The sequence below is a fragment of the Pantoea sp. PSNIH1 genome (assembly GCF_007680655.1).
Classification (GTDB): Bacteria; Pseudomonadota; Gammaproteobacteria; order Enterobacterales; family Enterobacteriaceae; genus Pantoea; species Pantoea eucrina.
In genome coordinates, this window is record NZ_VEIP01000001.1 from 1,598,661 (window position 1) to 1,612,942 (window position 14,282).

Below are 14,282 nucleotides of genomic sequence, written 5' to 3' on the forward strand. Positions count from 1 at the left end.
GAGACTCATGACCGAATCCGCAGAGTGGGCGAACTATGTCGCTCAGATGGAGCAGATCCTCGCACTGGATCTGGATGACGCACGTCGTGCTGAGCTGCAGCTGCAGCTCAGCCGGATTGCGGCTATAGCCGCGCCGCTGATGGCGCTGCCGCTGGACGATCGCCTGGAAGTGGCCGGGGTATTCCAGCCATGCGCCTGACATCATTATCGATCGCAGCGCTGCAGCGTGCGCTGCAGCAGGGTGAAATCGGGGCCGCTGAGATTGCCCGCCATACGCTGGCGGCGATTGAGCAGCATAACCCGGCGCTCAACGCCTGGACGGCGATCACCGGGCAGCGCATGCTGCGCGAGGCTGAAGAGCTTGACCGGCAGCGCCTGCGCGGTGAAACGCTGCCACCGCTGGCGGGTATTCCGTATGCGGTAAAAAATCTGTTTGATGTAGCCGGCCATACCACGCTGGCGGGTGCCAGCCTGTTTAGCACGCGGGCGGCGGCGCGTGCAGACGCCTGGGCGGTCAGCCGGATGCGTGAATCGGGCGCGCTACTCTCCGGTATGCTGAACATGGATGCCTACGCTTACGGCTTTACCACCGAAAACAGTCACTATGGCGCCACCTGCAACCCGCGAGATATCACGCGCATCGCCGGTGGATCATCCGGCGGCTCAGCCGCCGCGGTAGCGGCCGGACTGGTGCACTTTTCGCTCGGCAGCGATACCAACGGCTCGATTCGCGTACCGGCGTCGCTGTGCGGCATCTTCGGCCTTAAGCCCACCTTTGGCCGCCTGTCGCGCAGCGGTACGCAGCCGTTTGTCGCCAGCCTCGATCATATCGGCCCGTTTGCCCGCTCGGTTGAGGATCTCAGCCTGGTTTATGATGCGCTGCAGGGCCGCGACGCAGAGGATGCGTTTCAGCTGACGCGGCCGCCGGAGTTGGTCAGCGACCGCCTGCAGGCGGGCAGCGACGGGCTGCGCTGCGCGACGCTGGGCGGTTTTTTTACCACCTGGTGCAATGATGAGGCGCGCGCGGCGGTAGCGGTAGCCGCCAGCGCGCTCGGCGCGGCAGAAGAAGTGACGCTGCCCCAGGCCGAACTGGCGCGCGCGGCCGCGTTTATCATGACCGCGGCGGAAGGCGGCAATCACTATCTGCCCGCTCTGCGCACCCAGCCAGAACGCTTTGAGCCGAATTCACGCGAACGCCTGCTGGCCGGCGCGATGCTGCCCGCCGCGTGGTATGTGCAGGCCCAGCGTTTCCGGCGTCACTTCCAGCAACAGGTGCTGCCGCTGTTCGACCATTATGACGTGCTGATCGCCCCCGCCACGCCCTGTACCGCCACCACCATCGGCCAGGAAACCATTCACATCAACGGTCAGGATTTGCCGACACGCGCCAGCATGGGCATGCTGACGCAGCCGATTTCGTTCGCTGGCCTGCCGGTATGTAGCGTACCGCTGCTCACCGCCAGCGGCTTACCGATTGGCGTACAGCTGATTGCCGCGCCGTTTAACGAACAGCTGGCGCTGCGCGCCGCCTGGGCGCTGCAGCAGCAGGGCCTGACTTACGATCAACCTACTTTAATGGATATCTGATAATGACGACGGACAGGATAAACGATCCGGATACCGTTGCCGCCGTAAGCGCTGCATTTTATCGCTACGAGCAGGCGCTGGTGAGCAATGATGTCGCGGTGCTGGACGAACTGTTCTGGCACGACGCGCGTACCGTCCGGCTGGGTGCCGGAGAGAATCTGTACGGGATTGAGGAGATTCGCGCCTTTCGCGCGGCACGACCGTCAAAAGGGCTCGATCGCACGCTGCGCAATACGGTGATCACCACGTTTGGCGATGACTATGCGGTGTGCAGCACCGAATTCACCCGCGAGGGAACGGCGCGTATCGGACGGCAGCAGCAGACGTGGGTGCGGCTGCCGCAGGGGTGGCGCATTGTGGCCGCGCAGGTCAGCCTGATGAGTGAGTAAGCGCGTCAGCCCTCACCCCTGCGGTGAGGGCATTATCAGGGCGCGGGATGTACCGTCATCCAGTGATCGGCAATCTGCTGGCGGGTGCAGATCCACACCTTTTCATGCTGCTGAATGTGATCAAGAAAAAGCTGCAGCGCGCGGAATTTTCCCGGCCGCCCCAGCAGGCGGCAGTGCATGCCGACCGACATCATTTTCGGGGCGCGCTCTCCTTCTTCATACAGCACATCAAAGGTATCACGCAGGTAGGTGAAGAAGTGTTCGGCGGTGTTAAAGCCCTGCGCCGTGGCGAAGCGCATGTCGTTGCACTCCAGCGTATAGGGGATGATCAGATGCGGTTTGACGGTGCCATCCTGACGTGTGACCTGGGTCCAGAACGGCAGATCGTCACCGTAATAGTCGCTGTCGTAGCTGAAGCCGCCCTGCTCTGCGACCAGCCGGCGAGTGTTCGGACTGTCCCGCCCGGTATACCAGCCCGTCGGCGCTTTGCCAAACAGTTCGGTCAGCACGTCGACCGCCTGCTGCATATGCTGCCGTTCGGTTTTCGCATCCATTCCCTGGTAGTGGATCCAGCGCCAGCCGTGGCTGACCACGTCATAATCCGCCGCTTTAATCGCGGCGACAATTTCCGGGTGCCGCGCCAGCGCCATCGCCACGCCAAACACCGTCAGCGGCAGACCACGCTTCTGAAACTCATGATGAATGCGCCAGAAACCGGCACGCGACCCATACTCATACAGGGAATCCATCGACATGTGGCGATCGGCGTAGCTGGCTGCGCCAATGATATCGGACAGAAACTGCTCCGAACCGGCATCGCCATGCAGCACGTTATTTTCTGCGCCCTCTTCATAATTGAGTACGAACTGTACCGCCACCCGGGCATTATCGGGCCACTGCGCATGCGGCGGCTGGCCACCATAGCCGATCAGATCGCGCGGATAATTTTTGTTGAAGCTGTACTCTTTCTTTTCAGATGCGTCATTCATTCAGTCAGTTCCTGTTGTCACACCTCAGCCAGACCTTAGTTTAGGTGCTGAAAGGCGCCGCTGAGGGGTTTTTGCAGCGGATAAGCGAGATCGCCATGCTTGCTGGTGCCCAGGCCAAGCGCCACCAGCGCCTCTATCATTTTTACCGCCGCGCTGACGCCATCGATCACCGGCATATCCAGTTCGCGGGTCAGATCCTGCGCCAGCGACGCCATGCCGCCGCAGCCCAGCACAATCGCGCCGCTGTTATCTTCACGTTTTGCCTGAATGCAGCGCGCCCGGACTTTCTCCTGCGCCACGCCGCTGCCATCCTCCAGCGCCAGTACCGGCAGATCGATGGCGTGCAGCGCCGCACAGTGGTGCGTAAAACCATACTGCTGCAGCAGATGGCGGGCGATCACCAGCGTACGCGGCAGCGTGGTGACGATGGTAAAGCGCGTCGCCACCAGCGTGGCGGTATGCATTGCCGCTTCGGCAATACCGATTACCGGGCCGCTGGCCAGCTCGCGCGCCGCCAGCAAGCCGGGATCGCCAAAGCAGGCGATCACATGGCCGCTGACGCCCTGCGCTTCGCCACGCTTAATCTGCTCCAGTACGCCGATCGCGGCTATCGCCTCATCAAAGTGTCCCTCTATGGAGGGTACGCCCTGCTGCGGACAGACCGCCAGAATGTCCGTGCCCGGTGCCGCCACGGCGCGCGCGGCCGCACCAATAGTTTCAGTCATTGCCAGGCTGGTATTGGGGTTGATCACCTGTATCAGGCTCATGATAGGGCTCCTTTATGACCGGCAAATAACCGGCTGAAATCGGGCAGCGTTTCACCGCTGCGCTCAAAGTGCAGGCTGGAGAGAATGTGGTCGAAGTGGTGCGTCAGCGCCTCAGTCAGCGCAGGCAGCGCCCGCTGGCGCAGCAGATCGACCAGCCTGTCGTGATGATCGCAGCGGCAGCCGTGCTGCCAGGGCGTGCCCCAGGCGGCAATCACCAGCGATGAGCGCTGGGTCAGGCGCGTGATGATATCGGTCAGCACCTGATTGCCGGATATCGCCTGCAGCTGGATATGAAACGCGGCTGAAAGACGAATGGCAGCCGCGCCGTCATTCTGCTGATGCGCCTGCTGCTCCTGCGTGATAATCGCCTCAAGCGCCGCGAGGTGTGGCGACTGCAGATGCGTCAGTACAGCGGGCAGGTTGGCGCACTCCAGCATGCTGCGCGTGGCAAAGATATCGCGTGATTCCGCCACATCGGGCGTGCTGACCTGTGCACCACGTCCGGGCGACAGCGTGATCATCTGCACCGCCGCGAGGCGCTGCAGCACTTTACGAATGCCGGTACGGCTGACGCCAAACACCTCTGCCAGCGCCTCTTCAGGCAGCTTGCTGCCCGGCGGAAGCTGGTGCTCAACGATGGCACTAAGCAATGCCTGAAAGATCGCTTCATCTTTTTCAAACGGCACAGCGCGCGGCTTCACTGCGGATTCATGATTCATTACCTGCTCCGGAAAATAGCTGACTGCCAGATATCGTATACACTCCTTTCATTTTTTGTATACAACAAATCACTTCTGGCCTGGATCCTGCAATAGCTCTTTAAACGGTGAATATTTTCCCCATCATGGTGAGAGGAGCAGGTTTCATGCCAATTCATACTGAAGTGACGCCAGCGCAGGCTGATGCCCGCGCGGCCTATAGTCCACGCCTGTGTAATGAGGATCTGGCTCCGACGCGCCAGCAGAACTGGACGTGGTACAACATCTTTTCTTTCTGGATGTCCGATGTGCATAGCATGGGCGGGTATGTGGTTGCCGCCAGCTTTTTTACGCTGGGGCTGGCAAGCTGGCAGGTATTGCTGTGTCTGCTGGCCGGGATCGGTATCGTGCAGCTCTGTGCGAATCTGGTGGCAAAACCCAGCCAGATGGCGGGCGTGCCCTATGCGGTGATCTGCCGCCAGGCATTTGGCGTATTCGGCGCCAATATTCCGGCCGTGATCCGCGGACTGATCGCTTTTGCCTGGTACGGTATTCAGACCTATCTGGCGGCGAATGCCCTGATGCTGGTTCTGCTGAAGTTCTTCCCGGCGCTTAATAGCATGACGCAAAGCAGCTGGCTGGGGCTGTCGCTGCTCGGCTGGTGCTGCTTTGGCATCATGTGGCTGCTGCAGGCGATGGTGTTCTGGCACGGCATGAACGCCATTAAGCGCTTTATCGACGTGGCGGGTCCGGCAGTCTATGTCGTGATGGTCGCGCTGGCGGGCTGGATTGTATACAAAACTGGTCTGGCGGGTATCTCTTTTACGCTGGCCAGCAAATCACTGAGTGCCGGCGAACAGACCTGGCAGATGATCACTGCAACCGCCCTGGTCGTCTCCTACTTTTCCGGTCCTCTGCTTAATTTCGGCGACTTTTCGCGTTACGGCAAAAACATGAGTGAAGTTCGCCGCGGCAACCGCTGGGGATTACCGTTTAACTTCCTGCTGTTCTCCGTGGTTACGGTAGTGATTGTCTCCGGCACCCAGTCGCTGTTTGGCAGAATGATCACCGATCCGATTGAGACGGTAAGTATGGTAGGCAACGACCTGGCCGTCGCTATCGGCCTGCTGACCATGATCACCGCCACCATTGGTATCAATATCGTGGCGAATTTTGTGTCACCCGCCTTCGATTTCTCTAACTGCTCCCCGCAGAAGATCAGTTTCCGCACCGGTGGCATGATCGCCGCGGTGGGTTCCGTGCTGCTGACGCCGTGGAATCTGTTTCAGTCACCTGAACTGATCCACTATACGCTGGATGTGCTGGGCTCGTTTGTGGGCCCGCTGTTCGGTATCCTGATTGCGGATTTTTATCTGATTAAAGGCGGCAGCGTAAGCGTTGATGACCTGTTTAACGCCACGCCGCAGGGACGTTACTGGTACCGCAACGGCTTTAATCCCAAAGCGATCGCGGCGCTGCTGCCGGCGGTCGGGATCTGCCTGACGATAAGTTTTATTCCGGCGCTGCATGCGGTAGCTAACTTCAGCTGGTTTATCGGTGTGGCGCTGGGGGCAGGCTGCTATCGCTGGCTGGCGCGGTCAGAACGGGTCGTACCGGTCTCGTATCGTCCGGAAGCGACGCTGCAAAAAGAGGGTGTATAGTGCTGGCTGAATAGCAGACAGCAAAAAGCCGATTCATTTCTGAATCGGCTTTTTTAAATAGATTGGCGGAACGGACGGGGCTCGAACCCGCGACCCCCTGCGTGACAGGCAGGTATTCTAACCAACTGAACTACCGCTCCGCGCTTTGTTCCCCGTCGGGAACGAGGCGCATATTAATGGCAGCCCCCTCCCCCGTCAACGCTTTTTATATCAAAATGACACGTTTGCCGCTTTTTTCAGCTCGCCGCTGTTTTTAGCAGCAAAATCAGTGCATCAGACGCGCCACAGACAGCTGCCACCTTTTTTTGTGACCAGATCGAGGCGGCTTTCGTGCGCCATGACTTCTTCATCACTGGCATTAATCACGCGCAGGCCTGAACCGGGGCGGCTGATACGCTGAATATGCTCCCCTTCAGCCTGATTACGCTGGTCGCCCTCCATGGAAAATGCCAGCGACGTCTGACCGCCGGTCATGGTCAGGAAGACTTCCGCCAGAATTTCGGCATCCAGCAGTGCGCCATGCAGCGTACGTTTGCTGTTGTCGATTTCATAACGGTTGCACAACGCATCCAGGCTATTACGCTTGCCCGGAAACATTTTACGCGCCATCGCCAGGCTGTCGGTGATTTTGCAAAAGCTTTCAGTTTTGCCGATATCACGCTGCAGCATGCCAAACTCATAGTCCATAAAGCCGATATCAAACGAGGCGTTATGGATCACCAGCTCAGCTCCGCGAATATAGTCGAGAAACTCATCGGCTATCTGCGCAAAGGTGGGCTTGTCGGCCAGAAACTCATCGGCGATGCCGTGAACACCAAACGCTTCCGGGTCCACCAGCCGGTCGGGCCTGAGATACATATGGAAGTTGTTGCCGGTCAGGCGACGGTTGATGACTTCAACCGCACCGATCTCAATGATGCGATGCCCCTCATAATGAACCCCGATCATGTTCATGCCGGTGGTTTCAGTATCGAGGACAATCTGGCGGTTATTTGCAGTGATCATAGGGCTCGTTTTGTGTCAGACTTGGCGTTTTTTCAGAGGGAAGTCTACCAGAGATGCGCAAACAGGTAGAAATTTTCACCGACGGTTCCTGCCTTGGTAATCCGGGACCGGGCGGCTATGGGGCTATTGTACGCTATCGCGAGCATGAAAAGTTATTCAGCGCGGGCTATCGCCTGACCACCAACAACCGTATGGAGCTGATGGCGGCCATTGTCGCCTTAGAGGCGCTGACGCAGCCGTGCGACGTGGTCATCAGCACAGACAGCCAGTATGTCCGCCAGGGCATTACCAGCTGGATCCACAACTGGAAAAAGCGTGGCTGGAAAACCGCTGATAAAAAAGCGGTTAAGAATACTGACCTGTGGCAGCGTCTGGATACGGCGCTCAGCACCCATACCATTAAATGGGAGTGGGTGAAGGGGCATGCCGGCCATCCGGAGAATGAGCGCTGCGATGAACTGGCGCGCAGCGCTGCCGGTAATCCGGCACTGGAAGACATTGGCTATCAGGTTGCATCCTGATCCTGCGTTTCGCGAAACTGACGCGTAGCGTTTACTACCGGACGCAGCTGCGCACTGCTGCGCGCCGTTTTCATTTTAGCTGGCGTAAGCGGGAACGTGCGCTTGCGGGCCACCACGATGTTCAGACACCCCAGAGCGGGCAGATGCGCACTGATCATCCTGCCCCCCTGTCGATGCCACGGCACCACCTGAAAACGCGTGCGGTACACCACTTCATAATTCAGCAGGCTCAGCCAGTCCAGCAGACGCACCTGGCTGAACATTCTGCTGTTCCAGGGCGCTCGCCGGCTCAGACCCGGAATCGCTTTGCTAATCCCCAGCAGGCTGAAAGGATTGAAGCCGCTGATAATCAGCCAGCCATCATCAATCAGCACCCTGTCCACTTCGCGTAACACGCGGTGCGGATCCTGCTCCCATGCCAGCGTGTGCGCCAGCAGGCAGGCATCGATTGATTTAGACTCAAACGGCAGCTGAGCAACGCTGGCGAGCACCTGCAGTGCGTCGCCCTCACTGCCAACATTGACCTGATGAGATATGGCACACTGGCTGGTATTGATTTCTGCGCTCAGGCTGCCAATTTTTAGCATATGGAAGCCATAAAGCCTCGCCAGCCAGGGCTGTAGCTGCTGGGTTAACGCATCGCGAAAGTACTCTCCCCAGGGCATATCATTCCAGGTGCGCGGCGCGGTCAGGATCTGGCGTGTTTTCGCTGGCTTCATGCTCTACCATCTTCCTTTAAGACAACCAGAGAGGTGTTTATGAATCTTACCAGTATTCCCGCATTAACGGATAACTACATCTGGACGCTGACCGATGACGCCGGCAGCTGCCTGATTGTTGACCCCGGTGAAGCCCGGCCGCTGATTGAAAAAATTGAAGCCAATCGCTGGACGCCGGTGGCTGTTCTGCTGACACATCATCATCAGGACCATACCGGTGGCGTCGCTGAACTGCTGCAGCGTTATCCTCAGCTTGAGGTATATGGCCCTCAGGAAACGGCGGCTAAAGGTGCGCAGCATATTGTTCATGAAGGTGAAACCGTTACGCTGCTCGGCCTGCCTTTTCAGGTCATCGCCACACCGGGCCACACTTTAGGACATATCTCATATTACAGCGCACCTTATCTTTTCTGCGGCGATACGATGTTCTCAGGCGGCTGCGGACGACTTTTTGAAGGTTCAGCAGAACAAATGTTCCATTCCTTTCAAAAACTTAATCAACTTCCCGCCGATACGCTTATCTGCTGCGCACATGAATATACTTTATCTAACATGAAGTTTGCTGCTGCAATTTTACCCCATGATCCGAAAATTCTGGCCAGATATCAGGAAATTAAGGATTTACGGGCAGAAAATCGCACTACTTTACCGACAAAACTGGCGCTGGAACGTGAGATAAATTTATTTTTACGCACACAAGATGCTGATTTACAAAAAGCTTTAGCAATTAATGTGGAATCCGCCCCGTTATGGCAGACTTTTGCTGAATTGCGTAATAAGAAAGACCAATTTTAATTTTTTGGGTTGTGTTGTGTCGGTACGTCACGTATAGTTGCTCGTCTTTTAAGCGAACTACTGACACACACATGAAGGCTAAAGCGATATTATTACTCGCCTCAGTCTTGCTGGTCGGATGTCAGGCATCACGGAATGACGCCAATATCCCCGCTCAGCATGCACAGAGCCTGTCTTCAGCTGGTCAAGGTGAAAATGGAAAGTACGGAAATCGCTTGTTGTCGCCGCGCTGGCAAGATGATGGAACCAGCCTCGCAGAAGACACCGATCTCTGGAATCTCATTAGTGACGAGTTGAAGATGGGGATCCCGGAAAATGCCCGGATCCGCGAACAGAAAACAAAGTTTTTAAAAAATAAGAGCTATCTCCACGATGTAACATTACGGGCAGAGCCGTACATGTACTGGATTGTCGAGCAGATACAGAAACGTAAAATGCCGATGGAACTGGTACTGCTACCCATAGTGGAGAGCGCTTTTGACCCTCACGCAACCTCTTCCGCCAATGCCGCAGGCATCTGGCAGATTGTTGCGCAAACGGGCAAAAATTATGGTCTGAAACAGAACCGCTGGTATGACGGACGCCGTGATGTGGTGGCCTCAACCAAAGTAGCACTGGATATGATGCAGCGTTTGAATCGCATGTTTGATGGCGACTGGCTACTGACGGTGGCAGCCTATAACAGCGGCGAAGGACGCGTGTTGAAAGCGATGAAGCAGAATAAGGCACGGGGTAAGCCGACTGACTTCTGGCATTTATCACTGCCGCGCGAAACAACCATCTATGTCCCGAAAATGCTGGCTTTAAGCGAACTGCTCAAGAACAACAAGCGTTACGGCATTAAACTGCCAGCCCCTAATGAAAGCCACGCGCTGGCGCGTGTGGAAGTGGGACAGCAGATGCAGTTAACTCAGGCTGCAGAAATGGCGGGTATGTCGCTCAGTAAACTGAAGACATTTAACGCCGGGTATAAAAACGGCACGACTGCGCCAAACGGACCGCACTATATTATGGTGCCTAAGTCCAATGTGGCACAGCTGCGCAACTCTCTGGCCTCCGGAGATATTGCCTCCGTGCAGCCTGTTGAACTGGCTAAAGCCAGCGCAGCCGGTAACAGCTACAAAGTACGTAAAGGCGACACGCTATCCGGTATCGCCAGTAAGCTGGGTGTCAGCATGAGCTCGCTAAAACAGCAGAACAATCTGCGCAGTGCGGCAGTGCGTATCGGCCAGACCCTGACGGTTAGCGGTACGACAGCAGCATCGCAGTTGGCAGATAACGGCAACAGCATCACCTACCGCGTTCGTAAGGGTGATTCTTTTGCCAGTATTGCAAAACGTCACGGCGTTAACACGCAGGACGTAATGCGCTGGAACAGCGACGCGAAGGATATACAGCCGGGTGATAAGCTCACTCTGTTTGTTAAGAATAGCGCAACGCCAGATACCTGATGCACTGAAAAGGCTGACATTTGTCAGCCTTTTTTCTTTATCGGCATAGCATCATCTATAGCAGTGCCGGCCAGAGCGTCTCGTCGTTACAGGCGGGTGCGTTTAGCGCGCAACAGTGACGGGGTTAAACTCTACCAGCAGCGGATTATGATCGGAGGCACGGGTGACCAGCACCGCTGCTTCACTCACTTTCATATCCCGGTAAAAGACAAAGTCGAGCGGCCGGCCAAACGCTTTACGCCGGTGATCGTCTGTAAACGCCACTTCCCGCAGAGACATGGCGCGGGCAAAGCGATAGAGCGCGTTCATCCGCTGACGACTCCATGCATTAAAGTCCCCTGCCATTATAACCGGGCCACGGTGATGCCGGATCTGCTCTCCTATAGGCCCCAGCTGCTTACTGTATACGTCCACACCCAGACTGAAATTAACCGCATGGATATTCACTACCATCAGCATATCGCCGGTTGGCAGAGGGTATGCAGTGACCAGCGCGGATTTTGCCAGCCTTAGCAGCGGCTCGCGCTCGCGCAACGGGCAGCAGTAGACCGGATGCGCCGATGCGAGCGTCATCACCCCTGACGGGTGCTGAGGCAGCACAAAAGCGGGCACCTGATCGGCTGCGAGATAATTGCTGGTAGCAAACTGGATCAGTTCAGGCGTGGTTTGCGCCTCCTGCAGGAGGACCAGATGGGCATCACGACCGAATCCCTGCAACACCGACATCCAGTCAGCGCGCTGCTGCTTGAAGATGTTCCATACCAGCACCCGCAGGGTGGGATCGGCCGGCAGCGGCTCCCCTGGCGGCAGACCCTGACCCAGATGCAGCATCGCACCCGGCGGAAAAATTCGCTCCGCTGGCTGGCCTGCTATATAGCGCATTGCATAGGTTTTCTTTCGCACTTTACCGCCTGGCTGATAACAACAAAAAGTTCACACTGACTGTTATAGGGATTTTAGCGCGGGGTTTCAATTCGTGGTATCGAATGTCGGAATTCACCTCACGACAAAGCTTCACAATGCCGGAGGGAAAAAGAGAATATGAAAAAGCCCTGACTTTAACAGTCAGGGCTTCTCAATATAGTGGCGGAACGGACGGGGCTCGAACCCGCGACCCCCTGCGTGACAGGCAGGTATTCTAACCAACTGAACTACCGCTCCACCGATTCTTTACTGCCCTCAGGACCGCGCCTGAAGCCAGGTGTTTCGCCCTCTCCGCGTCACCGGGAGGTCACGACCAGAAGCTCTGGTCTTAATTGGATGCCTGGCAGTTCCCTACTCTCGCATGGGGAGGCCCCACACTACCATCGGCGCTACGGCGTTTCACTTCTGAGTTCGGCATGGGGTCAGGTGGGACCGCCGCGCTGTGGCCGCCAGGCAAATTCTGTTATCCGGCAAAACAAGCTGAAAATCGGTCTCGCAAAACGCCTCTGGCGTTGTAAGGTTAAGCCTCACGGGTCATTAGTACCGGTTAGCTCAACGCATCGCTGCGCTTACACACCCGGCCTATCAACGTCGTCGTCTTCAACGTCCCTTCAGGGCTCTCAGGGAGCCAGGGAGAACTCATCTCGGGGCAAGTTTCGTGCTTAGATGCTTTCAGCACTTATCTTTTCCGCACTTAGCTACCGGGCAGTGCCACTGGCGTGACAACCCGAACACCAGCGGTGCGTTCACTCCGGTCCTCTCGTACTAGGAGCAACCCCCCTCAATTCTCCAGCGCCCACGGCAGATAGGGACCGAACTGTCTCACGACGTTCTAAACCCAGCTCGCGTACCACTTTAAACGGCGAACAGCCGTACCCTTGGGACCTACTTCAGCCCCAGGATGTGATGAGCCGACATCGAGGTGCCAAACACCGCCGTCGATATGAACTCTTGGGCGGTATCAGCCTGTTATCCCCGGAGTACCTTTTATCCGTTGAGCGATGGCCCTTCCATTCAGAACCACCGGATCACTATGACCTGCTTTCGCACCTGCTCGAGCCGTCACTCTCGCAGTCAAGCTGGCTTATGCCATTGCACTAACCTCCTGATGTCCGACCAGGATTAGCCAACCTTCGTGCTCCTCCGTTACGCTTTGGGAGGAGACCGCCCCAGTCAAACTACCCACCAGACACTGTCCGCAGCCCGGATGACGGGCCCACGTTAGAACATCAAACGTTAAAGGGTGGTATTTCAAGGATGGCTCCACGCGGACTGGCGTCCGCGCTTCGAAGCCTCCCACCTATCCTACACATCAAGGCTCAATGTTCAGTGTCAAGCTGTAGTAAAGGTTCACGGGGTCTTTCCGTCTTGCCGCGGGTACACTGCATCTTCACAGCGATTTCAATTTCACTGAGTCTCGGGTGGAGACAGCCTGGCCATCATTACGCCATTCGTGCAGGTCGGAACTTACCCGACAAGGAATTTCGCTACCTTAGGACCGTTATAGTTACGGCCGCCGTTTACCGGGGCTTCGATCAAGAGCTTCTCCTTGCGGATAACCCCATCAATTAACCTTCCGGCACCGGGCAGGCGTCACACCGTATACGTCCACTTTCGTGTTTGCACAGTGCTGTGTTTTTAATAAACAGTTGCAGCCAGCTGGTATCTTCGACTGGCCTCGGCTCGGGGAGCAAGTCCCTCCACCTACGCGCCAGCGTGCCTTCTCCCGAAGTTACGGCACCATTTTGCCTAGTTCCTTCACCCGAGTTCTCTCAAGCGCCTTGGTATTCTCTACCTGACCACCTGTGTCGGTTTGGGGTACGATTTCGTGTTGCCTGGAGCTTAGAGGCTTTTCCTGGAAGCAGGGCATCAGTTACTTCAGCTCCGTAGAGCCTCGTCGTCACGCCTCAGTGTTAAAGAAGACCGGATTTGCCTGGTCCTCACACCTGCACGCTTAAACCGGGACAACCGTCGCCCGGATAACCTAGCCTTCTCCGTCCCCCCTTCGCAGCAACACCAAGTGCAGGAATATTAACCTGCTTCCCATCGACTACGCCTTTCGGCCTCGCCTTAGGGGTCGACTCACCCTGCCCCGATTAACGTTGGACAGGAACCCTTGGTCTTCCGGCGAGCGGGCTTTTCACCCGCTTTATCGTTACTTATGTCAGCATTCGCACTTCTGATACCTCCAGCGGCCCTCACAGGCCACCTTCTGCGGCTTACAGAACGCTCCCCTACCCAGCAAACTCGCGTTCGCTGCCGCAGCTTCGGTGCATGGTTTAGCCCCGTTACATCTTCCGCGCAGGCCGACTCGACCAGTGAGCTATTACGCTTTCTTTAAATGATGGCTGCTTCTAAGCCAACATCCTGGCTGTCTGTGCCTTCCCACATCGTTTCCCACTTAACCATGACTTTGGGACCTTAGCTGGCGGTCTGGGTTGTTTCCCTCTTCACGACGGACGTTAGCACCCGCCGTGTGTCTCCCGTGATAACATTCTCCGGTATTCGCAGTTTGCATCGGGTTGGTAAGCCGGGATGGCCCCCTAGCCGAAACAGTGCTCTACCCCCGGAGATGAGTTCACGAGGCGCTACCTAAATAGCTTTCGGGGAGAACCAGCTATCTCCCGGTTTGATTGGCCTTTCACCCCCAGCCACAGGTCATCCGCTAATTTTTCAACATTAGTCGGTTCGGTCCTCCAGTTAGTGTTACCCAACCTTCAACCTGCCCATGGCTAGATCACCGGGTTTCGGGTCTATACCCTGCAACTTAGCGCCC

13 protein-coding genes, 2 tRNA genes, 2 rRNA genes and 1 pseudogene are annotated in these 14,282 nt (G+C 56.8%); 8 read left to right on the forward strand and 10 right to left on the reverse strand.

Going from position 1 to position 14,282, the window contains the following annotated elements; all coding sequences use genetic code 11:
* Positions 1-7 precede the first annotated feature (7 nt).
* Genes hpxX through hpxZ form a run of 3 tightly spaced genes read left to right on the forward strand, consistent with a single transcriptional unit; the run spans position 8 to position 1,976 of the window.
* Positions 8-199, forward strand: coding sequence for an oxalurate catabolism protein HpxX (gene hpxX, locus FS690_RS07525; RefSeq protein WP_039382827.1), 192 nt, complete (start codon positions 8-10; stop codon positions 197-199).
* The gene (locus FS690_RS07530; protein WP_039382825.1) at positions 190-1,587 is read left to right on the forward strand and encodes an AtzE family amidohydrolase; all 1,398 of its coding nucleotides are present in this window, start codon (positions 190-192) and stop codon (positions 1,585-1,587) included. Before hpxX ends, FS690_RS07530 begins: the two co-directional genes overlap by 10 nt.
* Positions 1,588-1,589: 2 nt before the next feature.
* Positions 1,590-1,976 carry an oxalurate catabolism protein HpxZ gene (hpxZ, locus tag FS690_RS07535; RefSeq protein ID WP_039382822.1) on the forward strand — a complete coding sequence of 129 codons (387 nt, stop codon included), beginning with the start codon at positions 1,590-1,592 and terminating at the stop codon, positions 1,974-1,976.
* 35 nt (positions 1,977-2,011) lie between these two features.
* Here hpxZ and puuE read toward each other — a convergent pair whose 3' ends face one another.
* Genes puuE through FS690_RS07550 form a run of 3 tightly spaced genes read right to left on the reverse strand, consistent with a single transcriptional unit; the run spans position 2,012 to position 4,451 of the window.
* The gene (gene puuE / locus FS690_RS07540; RefSeq protein ID WP_071668478.1) at positions 2,012-2,965 is read right to left on the reverse strand and encodes an allantoinase PuuE; all 954 of its coding nucleotides are present in this window, start codon (positions 2,963-2,965) and stop codon (positions 2,012-2,014) included.
* Between the two features lie 35 nt (positions 2,966-3,000).
* Positions 3,001-3,732: an allantoin racemase gene (hpxA, locus tag FS690_RS07545; protein ID WP_039382816.1), complete on the reverse strand. Its 732-nt coding sequence runs from the start codon at positions 3,730-3,732 to the stop codon at positions 3,001-3,003.
* A complete protein-coding gene (locus FS690_RS07550; protein ID WP_094112072.1) occupies positions 3,729-4,451 on the reverse strand; it encodes a GntR family transcriptional regulator in 723 nt (240 codons plus the stop codon). Before FS690_RS07550 ends, hpxA begins: the two co-directional genes overlap by 4 nt.
* A 146-nt stretch (positions 4,452-4,597) precedes the next feature.
* On the opposite strand from FS690_RS07550, the gene FS690_RS07555 reads away from it, so the two are divergent.
* Entirely contained in the window at positions 4,598-6,091 is a 1,494-nt protein-coding gene (locus tag FS690_RS07555) for an NCS1 family nucleobase:cation symporter-1 (protein WP_145339309.1), read from the forward strand.
* Positions 6,092-6,154: 63 nt separating this feature from the next.
* Here FS690_RS07555 and FS690_RS07560 read toward each other — a convergent pair.
* Together FS690_RS07560 and dnaQ are read right to left on the reverse strand one after the other, a co-directional pair.
* A tRNA-Asp gene (locus FS690_RS07560) sits at positions 6,155-6,231 on the reverse strand.
* A 133-nt stretch (positions 6,232-6,364) separates the two neighbouring features.
* Positions 6,365-7,045 (reverse strand): DNA polymerase III subunit epsilon, encoded by a 681-nt coding sequence (dnaQ, locus tag FS690_RS07565; RefSeq protein ID WP_349919431.1) that lies wholly within the window; start codon positions 7,043-7,045, stop codon positions 6,365-6,367.
* Between dnaQ and FS690_RS18640 the strand changes: the two are divergent.
* Both FS690_RS18640 and rnhA read left to right on the forward strand, forming a co-directional pair.
* Positions 7,042-7,092: pseudogene (locus tag FS690_RS18640) on the forward strand (hypothetical protein); the annotation flags it as partial. The gene dnaQ and the pseudogene FS690_RS18640 sit on opposite strands and share 4 nt — an antisense overlap.
* A 57-nt stretch (positions 7,093-7,149) precedes the next feature.
* Entirely contained in the window at positions 7,150-7,617 is a 468-nt protein-coding gene (gene rnhA / locus FS690_RS07570) for a ribonuclease HI (protein WP_094112073.1), read from the forward strand.
* Here rnhA and FS690_RS07575 read toward each other — a convergent pair.
* Positions 7,602-8,336, reverse strand: coding sequence for a class I SAM-dependent methyltransferase (locus FS690_RS07575; protein WP_094112074.1), 735 nt, complete (start codon positions 8,334-8,336; stop codon positions 7,602-7,604). The genes rnhA and FS690_RS07575 overlap by 16 nt on opposite strands.
* 39 nt (positions 8,337-8,375) lie before the next feature.
* Here FS690_RS07575 and gloB point away from each other — a divergent pair, with 39 nt between their 5' ends.
* Both gloB and mltD read left to right on the forward strand, forming a co-directional pair.
* Positions 8,376-9,131, forward strand: coding sequence for a hydroxyacylglutathione hydrolase (gene gloB, locus FS690_RS07580; protein ID WP_071668474.1), 756 nt, complete (start codon positions 8,376-8,378; stop codon positions 9,129-9,131).
* A gap of 71 nt (positions 9,132-9,202) precedes the next feature.
* Entirely contained in the window at positions 9,203-10,582 is a 1,380-nt protein-coding gene (gene mltD, locus FS690_RS07585; RefSeq protein WP_145339311.1) for a murein transglycosylase D, read from the forward strand.
* Between the two features lie 102 nt (positions 10,583-10,684).
* On the opposite strand, the gene FS690_RS07590 is transcribed toward mltD, so the two are convergent.
* From FS690_RS07590 to FS690_RS07605, 4 genes are all read right to left on the reverse strand, one after another.
* Positions 10,685-11,485 (reverse strand): endonuclease/exonuclease/phosphatase family protein, encoded by an 801-nt coding sequence (locus FS690_RS07590; protein WP_071668473.1) that lies wholly within the window; start codon positions 11,483-11,485, stop codon positions 10,685-10,687.
* Between the two features lie 181 nt (positions 11,486-11,666).
* Positions 11,667-11,743: transfer RNA gene (locus FS690_RS07595), tRNA-Asp, on the reverse strand.
* Positions 11,744-11,844: 101 nt separating this feature from the next.
* Positions 11,845-11,960: ribosomal RNA gene (rrf, locus tag FS690_RS07600) — 5S ribosomal RNA — on the reverse strand.
* Positions 11,961-12,022: 62 nt separating this feature from the next.
* Positions 12,023-14,282 (reverse strand): 23S ribosomal RNA (locus tag FS690_RS07605); the annotation flags it as partial.

Bases quoted from the DNA above. Each gene is read 5' to 3' on its own strand.
- hpxX (WP_039382827.1), top strand. From the start codon at position 8: ATGACCGAATCCGCAGAGTGGGCGAACTATGTCGCTCAGATGGAGCAG.
- FS690_RS07530 (WP_039382825.1), top strand. From the start codon at position 190: ATGCGCCTGACATCATTATCGATCGCAGCGCTGCAGCGTGCGCTGCAG.
- hpxZ (WP_039382822.1), top strand. From the start codon at position 1,590: ATGACGACGGACAGGATAAACGATCCGGATACCGTTGCCGCCGTAAGC.
- puuE (WP_071668478.1), bottom strand. From the start codon at position 2,965: ATGAATGACGCATCTGAAAAGAAAGAGTACAGCTTCAACAAAAATTAT.
- hpxA (WP_039382816.1), bottom strand. From the start codon at position 3,732: ATGAGCCTGATACAGGTGATCAACCCCAATACCAGCCTGGCAATGACT.
- FS690_RS07550 (WP_094112072.1), bottom strand. From the start codon at position 4,451: ATGAATCATGAATCCGCAGTGAAGCCGCGCGCTGTGCCGTTTGAAAAA.
- FS690_RS07555 (WP_145339309.1), top strand. From the start codon at position 4,598: ATGCCAATTCATACTGAAGTGACGCCAGCGCAGGCTGATGCCCGCGCG.
- dnaQ (WP_349919431.1), bottom strand. From the start codon at position 7,045: ATGAACATGATCGGGGTTCATTATGAGGGGCATCGCATCATTGAGATC.
- rnhA (WP_094112073.1), top strand. From the start codon at position 7,150: ATGCGCAAACAGGTAGAAATTTTCACCGACGGTTCCTGCCTTGGTAAT.
- FS690_RS07575 (WP_094112074.1), bottom strand. From the start codon at position 8,336: ATGAAGCCAGCGAAAACACGCCAGATCCTGACCGCGCCGCGCACCTGG.
- gloB (WP_071668474.1), top strand. From the start codon at position 8,376: ATGAATCTTACCAGTATTCCCGCATTAACGGATAACTACATCTGGACG.
- mltD (WP_145339311.1), top strand. From the start codon at position 9,203: ATGAAGGCTAAAGCGATATTATTACTCGCCTCAGTCTTGCTGGTCGGA.